This window comes from Streptomyces sp. NPDC055099, from assembly GCF_053607685.1.
Genome location: NZ_JBSGUA010000004.1, coordinates 344,277 through 359,295 on the forward strand (window position 1 = coordinate 344,277; position 15,019 = coordinate 359,295).

Sequence of the window (15,019 nt, forward strand, 5' to 3'; positions counted from 1 at the left end):
GTGACCCTCAGACCTTGCGCGCCTCGACGAGGCACCAGTAGGGGCTGCCGTCGGCGCGGCGCCCGAACTCCTCCAGCGGGTGCAACCGCGTCGTGAAGCCGGTCCGGAGCAGGTCCTCGAGCACACCCCGCAGCGGGAAGGTCCTGTAGTACATGACGAACGGCGGACGCCACAGCGCGTTCCGCACCCGCATCACCCCGTCGAAGCCGAGCAGCGCCCAGTACAGCGGCGAGGTCAGGGGAAGCGGCGCGCCGATCGGGAAGGCGAACACCCCGCCGGGCCGCAGCGCCCCGCAGACCTCCGCGAACAGCTTCGGCCGCTCGGCGGGCAGAAAGTGGCCGAACGCCCCGAAGCTGACCGCCAGGTCGAAGACCTCGACGAAGGGCAGAGCGCGGGCATCGGCCCGCACCCACTGCACGGCGGGCCCGCCGTGGTGCGGGACCACGGCCGCCCGCGCCTCGGTCAGCATCCCCGAGCTGAAGTCGACGCCGGTGACCCGCTCCCTGCACAGCGGCAGCAGTGTCCCGACGCCCGCGCCGGTGCCGCAGCAGACGTCGAGCCCCGCGTCGAACGGCCCGAGACGCCCCAGGGTGTCCGCGACGGCGTGCAGCATCCGGTCGGGCGTGCGGAAGGGGGTGTGGTCGAACTTCGGGGCCAGCAGGTCGTAGCCGTCCTCGATGGAGGAGAGGGCCTGCACGGCCAGTTCGCGGAGTGTGGGTCCCTGAGAGGTGAACACCGTCCCCACCCTAGTCAGCGCCGGGGCGGCCGGGGCTCGACCCCGGACAAACCGGGGCATATCTTGGTAATGAGACGGGCGACTCGGAAGAAGGGGGGTCGTCATGGTCGAAGAGCTGCTGACGGCAGGGGCCGCGGTCGCGGCTGCCGGGTTCATGTACGTGGTGTCAGCGGCCCGCGTGGTCAAGCAGTACGAGCGAGGCGTCGTGTTTCGCCTCGGACGGCTCCGGGAAGGCATCCGGCAGCCAGGATTCACCATGATCGTTCCCGGTGTCGACCGCCTGAACAAGGTGAACATGCAGATCGTGACGATGCCGGTCCCGGCGCAGGACGGCATCACCCGGGACAACGTGACCGTGCGCGTGGACGCGGTCATCTACTTCAAGGTGATCGACGCGGCGGACGCGGTGATCAAGGTCGAGGACTATCGCTTCGCGGTCTCGCAGATGGCGCAGACGTCGCTGCGCTCGATCATCGGCAAGAGCGATCTGGATGACCTGCTCTCCAACCGCGAGAAACTCAACCAGGGCTTGGAGCTGATGATCGACTCCCCCGCCATGGGCTGGGGCGTGCAGATCGACCGGGTCGAGATCAAGGACGTGTCGCTCCCGGAGACCATGAAGCGCTCGATGGCGCGGCAGGCCGAGGCCGACCGCGAGCGGCGGGCCCGCGTGATCAACGCGGACGCCGAGCTGCAAGCCTCCAAAAAGCTGGCCGAGGCCGCGCACCAGATGGCGGAGGAGCCGGCCGCCCTCCAACTGCGGCTGCTGCAGACCGTGGTGGCCGTCGCCGCCGAGAAGAACTCGACTCTCGTCCTGCCCTTCCCCGTGGAACTCCTGCGCTTCCTGGAAAAGGCCCAGCAGGCGCAGGCGCTGCCGACCGCACCACCGGCCACGACCTCGGCGGCGAACCCGGAGCCAGAACATCCGGAACCGGGCCGACCGGAGGCGGCACAGGCACAGGCACGGGCCGAAGCACGGCCGTAGACCCGCCACCGCTCGCGAGGAGAAACGCCTGATGACCAGTGCCCGGACCACCACCGCGGCGGGCAAGACCCGGTTCGACGACATCTACGACCAACCCGACCCGCGCGCGTACTTCCGCACGCTCGCCCCCTTGCGGTACGAGATACCGCACCAGGCCCAGGGCATCTTCCGGCGTACACTCGCCCAGCGCTCGGCGGTGCGCGGCACCCGCCTCCCCGTCACGGTGCTTGACCTCTGCTGCTCCTACGGGATCAACGCGGCGTTGCTCAACCACGACCTCACGCTCGCCGACCTGTACGCGCACTACACCAGCGCCGAGACCGCGGCGCTCTCCCGGGGCGAGCTCGTCGAGGCCGACAAGGAGTTCTACGCCTCGCGGCGGCGCTCCGGCGCCGTCCCGGTCATCGGTCTCGACACCGCCGGCAACGCCACGCGCTACGCCTTGGAGGTGGGGCTGCTCGACGAGGCCCATACCGAGAACCTCGAACGCCGTCCGCCCAGCGACGGGCTGCGCGAGGGGATGGGGCGCGTCGGCCTGATCACGGTCACCGGCGGCATCAGCTACATCACCCACCGCACCTTCGACGCGCTCCTCGACGCGGCCCGCATCCCGGTGTGGGTGAGCGCGTTCGTCCTGCGCACGGTGCCTTTCGGGGAGATCCTCGCGACCCTGGACGCACACGGTCTGGCCACCGAAACCGATCCCGAACGGGCCTACCCGCAGCGGATGTTCACCGATGCCGCCGAGCAGAGCAGCGCGGTGGAGCAGGTCCTCAAGGCCGGTGACGATCCCACGGGCCTTGAGGCGGAGGGCCGTTACTACACCCGCCTCCATCAGTCACGGCCCCGGCCGGTGTAGCCCACATCACCGAGGCGTTCCCCGTTCAGCTGGTGAAGAACTCGCTGACCTGCTCCGCGAACTGCTCCGGGCTCAGCTCGTGCACCCGGTGACCGACCGGGATCGAGATCACCCGGGAGTCGGGGATCGCGGCTGCCATGTCGGGGATGCGCCCCTGCGGCATGCTGCTGTCCGGGCCGCCCGCCACGATCAGCGTCGGCGCGACGATCTCGCCGAGGCGCTCGGCCCACTCCGGGTCGGGGTCGAAGATCTGGGCGCGAATCGCGGGAGACACCGGCCAGTCGAAGTCGATGGCCTCGTCGGGGCGCGGGGTCTCGACCCAGTCGCTCGGGTAGGGCGGCGGCGTCTCCTCCAGGACGAGGCGCTCGACGCGGTCCGGGTGCTCCTGGGCGAGCAGGTAGGCCACGACCCCGCCCATGGAGTGGCCCACGACGCCGACCCGGTCAAGGGAGAGCTCGTCGAGGAAGCCGAGCACGTCGTCCCGCATCAGCTCGACCGTGTACTCGTCCGGCCAGTCGCTCTCCCCGTGCCCGCGCAGATCGAGCGCGTACACCCGCCATTCCTGGCCGAGCGCCTGCCCGACCTTCTCCCAGCTCGCCGAGGAACCACCGAGCCCGTGCAGCAGCACGACAGGCGCTCCGTACGAGTCGCCCCAGGTCCGATAGGCCAGGCGTACGTCGCCCACATCCACCACTGCGTGATCGCTCATGCCCCTGACGCTACAGCGCGTTGTGCGACCCATTGAGCAGCGGCCCGTACCCATGCTAGAAAGCGCTTGCTCTTCGCGCGGCCCTCGCGCCCCTTCCGCCGCACTCCCCCCCTCACCGTCGGAGAACCCATGCACTCTCCTTGGTCCCGCCGCGCCTTCCTGCTCACCACCGGCGGCTCCGCGCTCGTCCTGACGGCCTCGTCGCTGCCCGCCGACGAGGCGGCAGCGGCGGAGCAAGCGGACGCCTACGAAGCGCTGCGCACCAGGTGGCGCACCCTCCTCCTCGGCGAGGGCTTCTCCCCCACGGCCGAGCCCTTCAAGAGCCGTCTGGCCGAACTCGGAGCCACCGCGCGGGAACTGCGCGACACCATGGCCCCCGCCACGGGCTCCCTGTGGCCGGACCTCTCGTACGCCGACCCCGACCCGGACACCGACCAGGAGTCGTACGGATACTCCGCCAACGTGGTAACCGGTTACAGCAGACTCAGCACCATGGCGCAGGCCTACCGGCAGGAGGGCACGGGCCTGACCGGCGACGCGAGCCTCAGGACCGGCGTCCTCAAGGGCCTCGATCACCTCTACGCCGAGGTCTACAACGAGAACCAGGCCCGCTTCGGCAACTGGTACAGCTGGCAGATAGGCGCCCCGCAGGCCCTCCTCGACGTCTGCGTGCTGATGTACGACCAGCTGTCCGCGTCCCAGGTGGCCGCCTATTGCCGGGCCGTGGACCACTTCGTGCCCGACTCCGCGGTGGGCAGTTACACCGGGACCAGCACCGGAGCCAATCGCGTCGACCTGTGCCGGGTGCTCGCGCTGCGCGGGGTCGTCGGCGCCAGTGCCGCGAAGATCGCGCTGGCCAGGGACGCGCTCTCCCCGGTCTTCCCGTATGTGACGACCGGGGACGGCCTCTACACCGACGGGTCGTTCATCCAGCACACCACCGTGCCCTACACGGGCTCGTACGGGTCGGTGATGCTGGGCGGCCTCGGCATGCTCTTCTCGCTGCTGCGGGGCTCCAGTTGGGAGGTCACGGACGCCAACAAGCAGATCGTCTTCGACGCCGTGGAGAAGGCGTGGGCTCCGTTCCTCTACAACGGCCTCGTCATGGACGGTGTGGCGGGCCGCGCCATCAGCCGCGGCCTCGCGGCGTCCGACACCAAGAAGATCCAGGCGGACGACCACCGGCGCGGCCACCCCATCATGGCGGCCGTGGTGCTCCTCGGTCAGGGCGCGAGCGCCGCCGAGAACGCGCGCTGGCGCGGCCTGGTCAAGGGCTGGATGCGGCGGGACTACTACAGCCCGCCGCTGAGCGACGCCTCGCTCGGCCTGACAAGTCTGGCCCGGCTGCGGGGAGTCGAGGACGACGCGTCGGTGACCGCGATCGCCGAGCCTGTCGGCCACCGTCTCTTCCCGAACATGGCCCGTGCCACGCACCGGCGCCCCGGCTGGGCCGCGTCGATCAGCATGGCCGATCCCCGCATCACGTACTACGAGACGGGCAACGGCGAGAACCTGCGGGGCTGGCACACCGGCTCCGGCATGCTCTATTGGTGGGGCGACAGCTATGCCAACGGGCAGTACAGCGACGCCTTCTGGCCCACCGTCGACCCGTACCGGCTGCCCGGCATCACGGCCTCCCGCAAGGCGCTCGCGGACGCGGCGGGCGGCGACTGGGGCGCGTCCCTGCCGGACGTGCGGTGGGTGGGCGGGGCGAGTGACGGGCAACGCGCGGCCATCGGGCAGTACGTGAAGGGTCTGCAGAGCACGCTGCGGGCGAAGAAGTCGTGGTTCTGCCTGGACGACGCGATCGTCTGCCTGGGCGCGGGCATCGCCTGCACGGACGGCGCGGCGGTCGAGACGACCGTGGAGAACCGCAACCTCGGCCCGACGGGCACCGCCTCCTTCCAGGTGGACGGCGCCGCCAAGCCGACCGCGTCCCCCTGGTCGGCGACGCTCACCGGCGCCAAGTGGGCGCACATCGGAGGCCACGGTGGCTACGTCTTCCCCGGTGGCGCGACGGTCAAGGCGCTGCGCGAGGAGCGCACCGGCAGATGGAGCGACATCAACAAGGGCGGCGCGACGACCGCGATCGCCCGCAAGTACCTCACGATGTACGTCGGCCACGGCACCGCCCCGACGAACGGCACGTACGCCTACGTCCTGATGCCGGGTGCGAGCGCGGCACAGACGGCGGCCCGGTCGACGGCCACCGGATGGCTCCAGATCCTTGCCAACTCCGACAGCCAGCAGGGCGTTTCCGTGTCCTCGCTCGGCTTCACCGGAGTCAACTTCTGGCTCGGCGGCACCGTCGGCAAGCTCACCGCGAGCGCCCCCTGCTCCGTGCAGATCAGCGAGAGGAGCGACGGCACCGCGGTCATCTGTGTCAGCGACCCGATGCGCGCGCAGGCCTCGTTGACCTTGACCTGGAGTCGCGCCGTGGCCGCGGTGACGGCCAAGCCCGCGACGGTCACCTCGGCGGTGACGGGTGCCTCGCTGAAGCTGACCTTCGGGGATCTCAGCGGCACGAAGGGGGCCACGCAGCGGATCACGGTCAAGCTGGGCTGAGGTCCGGCCGGGGCGCGGTCGGGGGCGGTCGGGGTGCGATCGGCCCGGACCGCACCCCGTACCCTTAGCACCGATGCTTTCCGGTCGACCCTGGATTCCGGTAGAAAATCAAAACAACTGTCCTCGCAGGTCAGGCAGTTGTTCTTGCTTGCACCATCGCCTCCGGTCCATATGTTGGACACGCGCGAGGCCTCTCCTCACTCCCTTGCCGCCCACCCTGAGCTGCCCGAACATCCTTCCGGCGACCGCTCAGCGGACACATGCATCCGGAAATCGACCATGCATTTGGTGCTCACTCTCCGCACCGGCAAGACTCCCGTCAGCAACCAGGACCACACCCGCATCAAAGGAGAGTTGACGTGCGTTTCTTCCTCAAGACGGTGGGCGCCACCGCTGTCGTGGCCGCCTGCGTGATGTCCGGCACCTCTGGCACGGCACAGGCCCAGCCAAAGCCGGCCGGGGCCGGCCTCCTCGCGCCCTCGTCACTGGTCCTCGCCGTCGGCCAGGGCGAAGAGGCGGACACCGCGACCATGCAACGCGCCGTGACGCTGAACTGTGCGCCCAAAGCCTCGGGCACCCACCCCGCGGCATCCGCGGCATGCGCCGAACTGCGCTCTGTGAACGGCGAGTTCGCTCAGCTGGTCAACACGTCACCCGACGCCTTCTGCACGAAGGAGTGGCAGCCCGTCGTGGTCACCGTCGACGGTGTGTGGCAGGGCAAGCGCGTCGCCTGGAGCATGACCTTTGGCAACGGCTGCGAGATGCGGGCGAGCCTCGCGGAGGGCGCCGCCTTCACGTTCTGAGCCCCACCTGCCGTGCACCCGAAGGTAATTGGGTGGACGCGGCCTCGCCCCTGACGGTGGGATGAGGCCTCGTCCTTCACGACCGCGCCTTGGACGACGCCCCGAGCGACGTCCAAGGCGTCTGCCATGAAAGGGAGTTGCTCACATGACGGTAGGCGGACCCGAAGACCGTGCCACCACGCGGGACCTCGACGCCAGCCCCGGGGCCGACCGCGACCCGCACATCGACACGGACCTGGTCCGCCGGCTGCTGGCGGCACAGTTCCCCCGCTGGGCGGACCTGCCGATCACACCGGTCCCGCGGTCCGGCATGGACAACGCGACCTACCGGCTCGGCGACGACATGTCCGTGCGGCTGCCGCGCTACCGCCGCTGGGTCGGACAGGTCGAGGCGGAACAGCGCTGGCTGCCGTGGCTCGCCCCGCAACTGCCGCTCACCGTCCCCGAGCCGCTCGGCAAGGGCGAGCCCGGCGAGGGCTACCCCTTCCCCTGGTCCGTCTACCGGTGGCTGGAGGGCGACACCGCGACCACCGAATCGCTGGCCGACCCGCTCCGGGCGGCGGCGGACCTGGCCGGGTTCGTCACCGCTCTGCGGCACATCGACCCCACGGGCGGCCCGCGGCCCAGGCTCAGCAACGCCTTCCGCGGGGAACAGGTGGGCACCGAGTGCGACTCCTTGTTCGCCGACTCCCTCGTACGCGCCAAGATCGCGAAGCTGAAGGTGGCGGGGCTCGTCGACACGGACGCGGTGACCGCCGTGTGGGACGCGGCGCTCGCGGCTCCCGCGTGGGACGGGCCGCCGGTCTGGGTCCACGGCGACCTCGCGACCGGCAATCTCCTGGCCGTCGAAGGGCGGCTGAGTGCCGTCATCGACTTCGGGACACTGGCCGTGGGCGACCCGGCGGTCGACCTTTTGCCCGCATGGCTGTTCCTGCCGGACCAGGCCTGCGGCGCGTTCCGCGACGCGGCGGCCGTGGACGACGCGATGTGGGCGCGGGGCCGGGGGCTCGCGCTCGCGGGGTCGCTGCCCGTCCCCGACGACCCGTTCTTCGACGATCCGGTGCGGGTGACGGCGGCGCTGCGGCACCTCGACGCGATCATCACCGATCGCTGAGAATCCACGGGCGGCATGTCGCCGAAAGCTTTTCCCTGGCATGTCGATCCGGCCGATCGCCGTTCGTATGGACAGTGAGAGACCGGCAGCGGCCGGTCAGGGGCGATCCGCCACTCCGAGGGAGAGACAGCCATGAACCAGTACTTGATCAGCGTCTACCAGCCCGACGGCGGCGTGCCGGAGCCGGAGATCCTCGAACCGATCATGCGTGACGTCGAGGCGGTGAACGCCGAGCTCAAGGAGGCGGGCGCCTGGGTGTTCGCCGGAGGCCTCTTCCCGCCGAGCACGGCGACCGTGCTGCGTCTCAAGGACAGCAAGGACAGCAAGGACGGCAAGGACAGCGAGGTGCTCACGACCGACGGACCGTACGTCGAGGGCAAGGAACACCTGGGCGGCTTCACCGTCATCCGGGCGGCCGATCTGGACGAGGCACTCGCCTGGGGTGCCAAGGTGGCCCGCGCCATCACCCTGCCCGTCGAGGTCAGGCCGCTGCAGTCCGGAACCTGCTAGTGCCCCCGGGTCCCCCGGAGGTCACATCGGGGGTCATCGAGCAGGTCTTCCGTGCGGAGTACGGGCGCGCGGTCTCCGTACTGGTCCGCGTCTTCGGCGACATCGACATCGCCGAGGAGGCGGTCCAGGAGGCGTTCACCACGGCGGCGCAGCGGTGGCCCGCCACCGGTCTGCCGCCGAGCCCGGCGGGCTGGATCATCACCACCGCCCGCAACCGCGCCATCGACCGCCTGCGCCGTGAGGCGTCCCGCGAGGACCGGCACGCGCAGGCCGCCCTGCTGCACGCCCACGAGGCACCGGCCCAGGAGGGACCCGTGCGCGACGACCGACTGCGTCTGATCTTCACCTGCTGCCATCCGGCGCTCGCCCCCGCGGCACAAGTGGCCCTCACCCTGCGTCTCCTGGGCGGTCTCACCACCTCGGAGATCGCCCGCGCCTTTCTGGTGCCGGAGCCGACGATGGCCCAGCGGATCGTGCGGGCCAAGGGCAAGATCCGCGACGCGCACATCCCGTACCGGATTCCCGGCGACGCGGACCTGCCGGAACGGCTCCGCGCGGTCCTGGCCGTCGTCTACCTCGTCTTCAACGAGGGGCACACGGCCGGCGCGGGTGAGGCGCTCGTCCGCGACGACCTCTGCGCGGAGGCCATCCGCCTGGGACGGCTCCTGACCGAGCTGATGCCCGACGAACCGGAGGCGCTTGGGCTGCTCGCGCTGATGCTGCTCTCCGAATCGCGGCGGACGGCCAGGACCACCGCCGACGGCCGACTCGTCCTCCTCGCCGACCAGGACCGCGGACGATGGGACCGCGCCCTGATCGCCGAGGGCCAGGAACTCGTCCGCCGCTGCCTGCGCCGCGGCCGTCCCGGGCGGTACCAGATCCAGGCCGCGATCAACGCCGTGCACAGCGACGCGACGACCGCGGCCGCCACGGACTGGGGCCAGATCCTCCAGCTCTACGACCAGCTCCTGGCCGTCGCCCCGAGCCCGGTCGCGGCCCTCAACCGCGCGGTGGCCGTCGCCGAAGTCAAGGGTCCCGCCGAGGCGTTGCCCCTCGTCGACGAGTTGCGCCTTGACGGTTACCACGTCTTCCACGCCGTCCGCGCCGACCTGCTCCGGCGCCTGGGCCGCACCGACGAGGCGAACGCCGCGTACGACGCCGCCCTCGCCCGCACCGAGAACGCGGCCGAGCGTGCGTTCCTGCTCGGCCGCCGACAGGAGGGGCCAGCCTCCCGGTTAGGGTGACGCATGCCCACGGTCCACGCCCAGGAGATCAGCACCGCCCGCCTCGACCTCGTGCCTCTCAGGGTCGAGCACGCCGACGAGATGGCCGTGGCGCTCTCCGATGAGGCCCTGCACACGTTCATCGGCGGTTCCCCCGACGACGCGCACGCCCTGCGTGCCCGCTACCGGCGGATGACCGCCGGGTCCCCCGACCCCGCGGTCTCCTGGTGCAACTGGGTGCTGCGACTGCGCGACGAGGAGTGCCTCGTCGGGACCGTGCAAGCCACGGTGGTACCCGCCGGCGCCGGTGGCGAGCTGGTCGCGGAGATCGCCTGGGTGGTGGGAACTCCCTGGCAGGGGCGGGGCATCGCCGTCGAAGCGGCCCGGGGCCTGGCCGCCTGGCTCGCCGGAAACCCGGCCGTGCGCGGCATCATCGCCCACGTCCACCCGGACCACCGGGCTTCGGCCGCCGTCGCCCGCGCCGCGGGGCTCACCCCCACGGACGAGTGGCAGGACGGCGAGGTCAAGTGGCTGCGCACCCCGGAGCGTTGAGCGAGACCACCGTCCGCATGTCGCTCAGCGTCGGCCGCGGAACGTGCGGCGCAGGTCGTTCACCCAGCCGTCGGGCAGCTCCCACGGGATGAAGTGGCCGCCGCTCTCGTGCGCGGTGAGGTTCACGTGGTGGTACCAGTCGGCCCGGTCACCGGCGAGCCAGCTCTCGACGCGCTGCTCGGGGGTGGTGACACCGGGCGGGTTCTCGTGGGCGACGAAGGTGATGCCGGTGGGGGCCTCGATGACCGGCTGCCGGTCATGGGAAGGGGTCCAGGGGTAGCGGTTGTTGTTGGCGTAGTAGCGCACCGACGTACCGATGGTGTTGTTCACCCAGAAAATCATGGCGTGGGTGAGCAGGTCGTCCTTGGAAAAGACGCTCTCCACGTCCCCGCCGTTGTCGCTCCATCTGTCCCAGCGCTCCAGGATCCAGGCGAGCAGGCCGACGGGTGAGTCGCTCAGCCCGAAGGAGAGGGTGCTCGGTCCGAGGACGTGCACGGCCAGGTGCGCGGCGAAGCGCTTCTCCAGGGACAGCAGTTGGCGGTACGCGGGCTCCGGCAGGCCTTCCGGGAACGGCTGACCGCCGCTGAGGTCCCAGCCCCGGTCGCCGTTGAACATGGTGAGCTTCTGGCCGGAGCCGATGTGGATGCCGTGCAGTTCGTCCGCGTACTTGTGGCCGAGCTGGCCGGTGACCAGGGCGCCGACGTCACACCCCGCGGCGGCGTACTTCTCGTGGCCGAGCGTCTCGGTCATCAACGTGTGCCAGAGGTCGGCGACCTTCCAGAAGTTCATGTCGGGGTGGTCCGGCAGCGGCGCCGAGAAGCCGAAGCCGGGCAGCGAGGGCACGATGACGTCGAACGCGTCGGCCGGGTCACCGCCGGACGCCGCGGGATCGGCGAGCCGGTCGACGACCTTGGACCAGTGCCAGAAGGTCCAGGGCCAGCCGTGCGTGAGGATCAGCGGGGTGGGTGCGGGGCCGACGCCGGGCCTGCGCATGAAATGCACGGGCACGCCGTCGACCCGCACCCGGTAGTGCTCATAGGAGTTGATGGCCGCTTCGGCCTTGCGCCAGTCGTAGCCGTCGAGCCAGTACTCGGCCAACTCCTGGAGGTAGCCGCGGCGGACGCCGTAGTAGCCGTCGTCGTTGCCCACGTCGTCGGGCCACCTCGTCAGCCGCAGCCGCGCCCTGAGGTCGTCGAGCACCGCGTCGGGGACGTGGATCGGCTCGGGCGTCAACGGGAAGCGCGCTGCGGCTGTCATCAGGAATCAGGTTCCTTCCGAGGGAGGGTCTCAGAACGGGCGGTCGCCCGCGATCGCGACGCGTTCGGCCACGCGACGGTGCGGGGCGTAGTCGTCGACGGCGTAGTGCTGGGTGGAGCGGTTGTCCCAGAAGGCGACGTCACCCGCCTGCCAGTGGAACCGCACCTGGTACTCCGGGACCTGCGCCTGCCGCACGAGGTAGCTCAGCAGCCGGTCGCTCTCGGCCCGCTCCATGCCCACGATGTGCGTGGTGAACGAGGTGTTCACGAAGAGCATCTTCCGGCCGGTCTCCGGGTGCCTGCGCACCACGGGGTGGGCGACCGGCGGGAACTGCTCCTGGAGGGGGATCAGCTTCTCGGGGCCGTAGAAACGGACGAAGCCGGGGATGAAGTCGTGCACCGCCTGGGCGCCCTCGATGCGGGCCTTCACCTCGTCGGGGAGGTTGTCGTACGCGGCGGCCATGTCCGCCCACATCGTGTCGCCGCCCACCGGCGGCACCTCGCGCAGTTGCAGGACCGCGCCGAGCGCGGGGCGCTCGCGGAAGGTGACGTCGGCGTGCCAGACGTTCTCGTAGGTGGGTGTCGCGCTGCCGCCCTTGTCGAAGCGCACGACATCGTCGGCCGAGCCGCGCGCCAGCAGCGGATTGGTCTCCAACTCGCCCCAGTTCAGGGCGAAGGCGCGCTGCTGCTCGGAGGTGATGCCGGCCCCGCGGAAGAACAGCACCTTCCACTCGAGGAGGGCGCGGTTGAGCTCCTCGCGCAGCGCGGGCGTGAGCGGCTCGGCGAGGTCGACGCCGCGGATCTCGGCGCCGATGAGACGGCCCTGCGGGACGACGTCGATCAGTTCGTACGGGCGCTCTTCCCAGCCCTCGGGGACGCGGCGCAGGGTGCGGCGGCCTTCGTACATGCCGTCGGCGGGTACGCGGGCGTCACGGAGTGCGGGAGAGCCGGTGGAGGCGGGCGAGGCGGAAGAGACGGCAGGGGTAACCACGGCCATGGTGATCCTTGAGTTGTGAGTGAACGGGTGGCGTCACGGAGCGGAGACTCCGGACGGCTGGAGACGTGTCCCCGGGCAGCTAGCGACCCGATCGCTCGCACCCACAGCGCCACGGGACCTGGAAGGTCCTCACGGCGGCGGTCAGGTGCTGGATCATGCACACCATTGTGTATGGCTATGCCTTGCGGAGCAAACCCCCGTACTCGTAGATCTCCTTGTTCTGCTCGGTGGCGCCCAAGTAGGGGGCCAGGTCCTCGTGGACCGGTGCCAGCGGGGGCTGGTCGGCGTCGGGGCGCCAGTCGACCAGGTTCACCAGGCCTGGCTCGACCGGGTCGAGGCCGTCCAGGAGGGTGTCGACCTCGGCCGGGGTGCGGGTCTGCCAGGGGACGCCGCCGCCGGAGATGTGCGCGCTCATCGCGGCGCCGCGGACGGGATCGTCGGCGACGACCTGGGAGACGCCGAGGTAACTGCCGGGCGCCGCCTTGTCGATGATCGTGCGCAGCACGCGGCGGGGGTTGTCCGCGTCGGTGAGGTGGTGCACCACCGAGAGGAAGAGCACCGCGACCGGCTGGTCGAAGTCGATGAGCCGGACGACGTCCGGATGGCCGAGGATCGCCTCCTGGTCACGCATGTCGCCCTGGATGACGGCGGTGGTGGAGTCGTCGGCGAGCAGCGCCCTGCCGTGCGCGAGGACGATCGGGTCGATGTCCACGTAGACGACGCGGGTGTCCGGTGCGAAGCGCCGGGCGACCTGGTGGACGTTGTCGTCGGTGGGCAGGCCGCAGCCCATGTCGATGAACTGGCGGATGCCCGCCCGGGTCAGATGGCGCACCACGCGGTACAGGAACTCGCGGTTCTGGCGGGCGATGTCGACGCACTCGGGGAAGTCGGGCAGCGTCCGCAGCAGGAATTCGCGGTCGACGGCGTAGTTGTCCTTGCCGCCGAGCATCCAGCCGTAGGCGCGCGCCGATGTCGGCACGTCGAAGGGTATGGACATCAACTCGGCCTGGTCGTCTGCCGCCACAGCGCGTTCTCCACCTCTCCCGCAGGGACATGTGTTTCTGCTCCGTCACGGCGACACTATCCCGTGACTCACGACCGGGTGAACCTGGGTTGGATCGCCAACAGGCCTGAGTCCAGAGGCGGTTGGGTGAACGGGGCCGGAGGGCCGGCATGACATCGGACACCCGGCCGCCCGCGGGGCGGCCGGATGGCGCATGATCGGAGGTGCGCGAGTCACGTACCACCGGATACGTACCACCAGAGAGGACCTCCCCATGGAAGACCGCTTCGACGTCGTCGTGCTCGGAGCAGGACCCGGCGGCTATGTGGCCGCCATCCGCGCCGCCCAGCTGGGCAAGCGGGTAGCGGTCGTCGAGGAGAAGTACTGGGGAGGTGTCTGCCTGAACGTCGGCTGCATCCCGACCAAGGCGCTGCTGCGCAACGCCGAGCTGGCCCACCTGTTCACGCACGAGCAGAAGACGTACGGCATCAAGGTCGACGGGAACGTGTCCTTCGACTACGGCGAGGCGTTCAACCGCAGCCGCACGGTCGCGGACGGTCGCGTCAAGGGCGTCCACTTCCTGATGAAGAAGAACAAGATCACCGAGTTCGACGGCCGGGGCACCTTCCTCGACGCGAACACGCTCCAGGTCGCCAAGTCGGACGGCTCCACGGACACGATCACGTTCGAGAACTGCATCATCGCCACGGGCGCGACCCCGAAGCTGCTGCCCGGCACCAAGCGCTCCGAGCGCGTCGTGACGTACGAGGAGCAGATCCTCGCCGACTCCGTCCCGGAGTCCATCGTGATCGCGGGCGCGGGCGCCATCGGCATCGAGTTCGCCTATGTCCTGCACAACTACGGCGTGAAGGTCACGATCGTCGAGTTCCTCGACCGCATCGCGCCCCTGGAGGACGCGGACGTCTCCACGGAGCTGGCCAAGCAGTACCGCAAGCTCGGCATCGACGTGAAGACCTCGACCCGCGTCGAGTCGATCGACGAGTCCGGCGCCAAGGTCAAGGTCACCGTGACGGGCAAGGACGGCAAGCAGGAGGTCCTGGAGGCGGACAAGGTCCTGCAGGCCATCGGCTTCGCGCCGAACGTCGAGGGCTTCGGCCTGGAGGCGACGGGTGTGGCGCTGACCGAGCGCGGCGCCATCGACATCGACGGACGCGGGCGGACGAGCGTGCCGCACATCTACGCCATCGGTGATGTCACCGCGAAGCTGATGCTCGCGCACACCGCCGAGGCCATGGGCGTGGTGGCCGCCGAGACCCTCGCGGGCGCCGAGACGATGGAGCTCGACTACCCGATGATCCCGCGCGCCACCTACTCCCAGCCGCAGATCGCCAGCTTCGGCTGGACCGAGGCACAGGCCAAGGAGAAAGGCTTCGACGTCAAGGTGGCCAAGTTCCCGTTCATGGCGAACGGCAAGGCGCACGGCCTCGGCGACACGGTCGGCTTCGTCAAGATCATCAGCGATGCGCGGTACGGCGAGATCATCGGCGCCCACCTGATCGGCCCGGACGTCACCGAGCTGCTTCCCGAGCTGACCCTGGCCCAGCAGTGGGACCTGACCGTGCACGAGGTCGCCCGCAACGTGCACGCGCACCCGACGCTCGGCGAGGCGGTCAAGGAAGCGGTGCACGGCCTGGCCGGGCACATGATCAACTTCTGACGGCACGAGGGCTTTGGCCGGGCCTCCCG

14 protein-coding genes are annotated in these 15,019 nt (G+C 70.3%); 9 read left to right on the forward strand and 5 right to left on the reverse strand.

Annotated elements, in window-relative coordinates:
• Positions 1-7: 7 nt before the first annotated feature.
• Entirely contained in the window at positions 8-736 is a 729-nt protein-coding gene (locus ACWFRU_RS12940) for a class I SAM-dependent methyltransferase (RefSeq protein ID WP_453686254.1), read from the reverse strand.
• Between the two features lie 103 nt (positions 737-839).
• On the opposite strand from ACWFRU_RS12940, the gene ACWFRU_RS12945 reads away from it, so the two are divergent.
• Together ACWFRU_RS12945 and ACWFRU_RS12950 are read left to right on the forward strand one after the other, a co-directional pair.
• Positions 840-1,721, forward strand: a complete 882-nt coding sequence (locus tag ACWFRU_RS12945) for a slipin family protein (RefSeq protein WP_453686256.1) — start codon at positions 840-842, stop codon at positions 1,719-1,721.
• Between the two features lie 31 nt (positions 1,722-1,752).
• A complete protein-coding gene (locus ACWFRU_RS12950) occupies positions 1,753-2,580 on the forward strand; it encodes a hypothetical protein (protein WP_453686258.1) in 828 nt (275 codons plus the stop codon).
• Between the two features lie 25 nt (positions 2,581-2,605).
• On the opposite strand, the gene ACWFRU_RS12955 is transcribed toward ACWFRU_RS12950, so the two are convergent.
• Complete coding sequence (locus ACWFRU_RS12955) at positions 2,606-3,289, reverse strand: alpha/beta fold hydrolase (protein WP_453686260.1); 684 nt, start codon at positions 3,287-3,289, stop codon at positions 2,606-2,608.
• A gap of 129 nt (positions 3,290-3,418) precedes the next feature.
• Between ACWFRU_RS12955 and ACWFRU_RS12960 the strand changes: the two genes are divergently transcribed.
• From ACWFRU_RS12960 to ACWFRU_RS12985, 6 genes are all read left to right on the forward strand, one after another.
• The gene (locus ACWFRU_RS12960) at positions 3,419-5,854 is read left to right on the forward strand and encodes a polysaccharide lyase 8 family protein (RefSeq protein ID WP_453686262.1); all 2,436 of its coding nucleotides are present in this window, start codon (positions 3,419-3,421) and stop codon (positions 5,852-5,854) included.
• Positions 5,855-6,213: 359 nt separating this feature from the next.
• A complete protein-coding gene (locus ACWFRU_RS12965; RefSeq protein WP_453686264.1) occupies positions 6,214-6,657 on the forward strand; it encodes a subtilase-type protease inhibitor in 444 nt (147 codons plus the stop codon).
• A gap of 145 nt (positions 6,658-6,802) precedes the next feature.
• Entirely contained in the window at positions 6,803-7,771 is a 969-nt protein-coding gene (locus tag ACWFRU_RS12970; protein WP_453686265.1) for an aminoglycoside phosphotransferase family protein, read from the forward strand.
• Between the two features lie 132 nt (positions 7,772-7,903).
• Complete coding sequence (locus ACWFRU_RS12975) at positions 7,904-8,281, forward strand: YciI family protein (protein WP_453686266.1); 378 nt, start codon at positions 7,904-7,906, stop codon at positions 8,279-8,281.
• Complete coding sequence (locus ACWFRU_RS12980) at positions 8,281-9,525, forward strand: RNA polymerase sigma factor (RefSeq protein ID WP_453686268.1); 1,245 nt, start codon at positions 8,281-8,283, stop codon at positions 9,523-9,525. The genes ACWFRU_RS12975 and ACWFRU_RS12980 overlap by 1 nt, the downstream gene beginning before the upstream one ends.
• A 3-nt stretch (positions 9,526-9,528) precedes the next feature.
• Positions 9,529-10,056, forward strand: coding sequence for a GNAT family N-acetyltransferase (locus ACWFRU_RS12985; RefSeq protein WP_453686270.1), 528 nt, complete (start codon positions 9,529-9,531; stop codon positions 10,054-10,056).
• A 24-nt stretch (positions 10,057-10,080) separates the two neighbouring features.
• Here ACWFRU_RS12985 and ACWFRU_RS12990 read toward each other — a convergent pair whose 3' ends face one another.
• The 3 genes from ACWFRU_RS12990 to ACWFRU_RS13000 all read right to left on the reverse strand — a co-directional run bounded on the left by ACWFRU_RS12990 (position 10,081) and on the right by ACWFRU_RS13000 (position 13,333).
• Entirely contained in the window at positions 10,081-11,313 is a 1,233-nt protein-coding gene (locus tag ACWFRU_RS12990) for an epoxide hydrolase family protein (RefSeq protein ID WP_453686272.1), read from the reverse strand.
• Positions 11,314-11,343: 30 nt separating this feature from the next.
• Complete coding sequence (locus ACWFRU_RS12995; protein WP_453686273.1) at positions 11,344-12,309, reverse strand: TauD/TfdA dioxygenase family protein; 966 nt, start codon at positions 12,307-12,309, stop codon at positions 11,344-11,346.
• 175 nt (positions 12,310-12,484) lie between these two features.
• Positions 12,485-13,333: an SAM-dependent methyltransferase gene (locus ACWFRU_RS13000; protein ID WP_453686275.1), complete on the reverse strand. Its 849-nt coding sequence runs from the start codon at positions 13,331-13,333 to the stop codon at positions 12,485-12,487.
• Between the two features lie 253 nt (positions 13,334-13,586).
• Between ACWFRU_RS13000 and lpdA the strand changes: the two genes are divergently transcribed.
• Complete coding sequence (lpdA, locus tag ACWFRU_RS13005; protein ID WP_453686277.1) at positions 13,587-14,990, forward strand: dihydrolipoyl dehydrogenase; 1,404 nt, start codon at positions 13,587-13,589, stop codon at positions 14,988-14,990.
• The last annotated feature ends 29 nt before the right edge of the window (positions 14,991-15,019 follow it).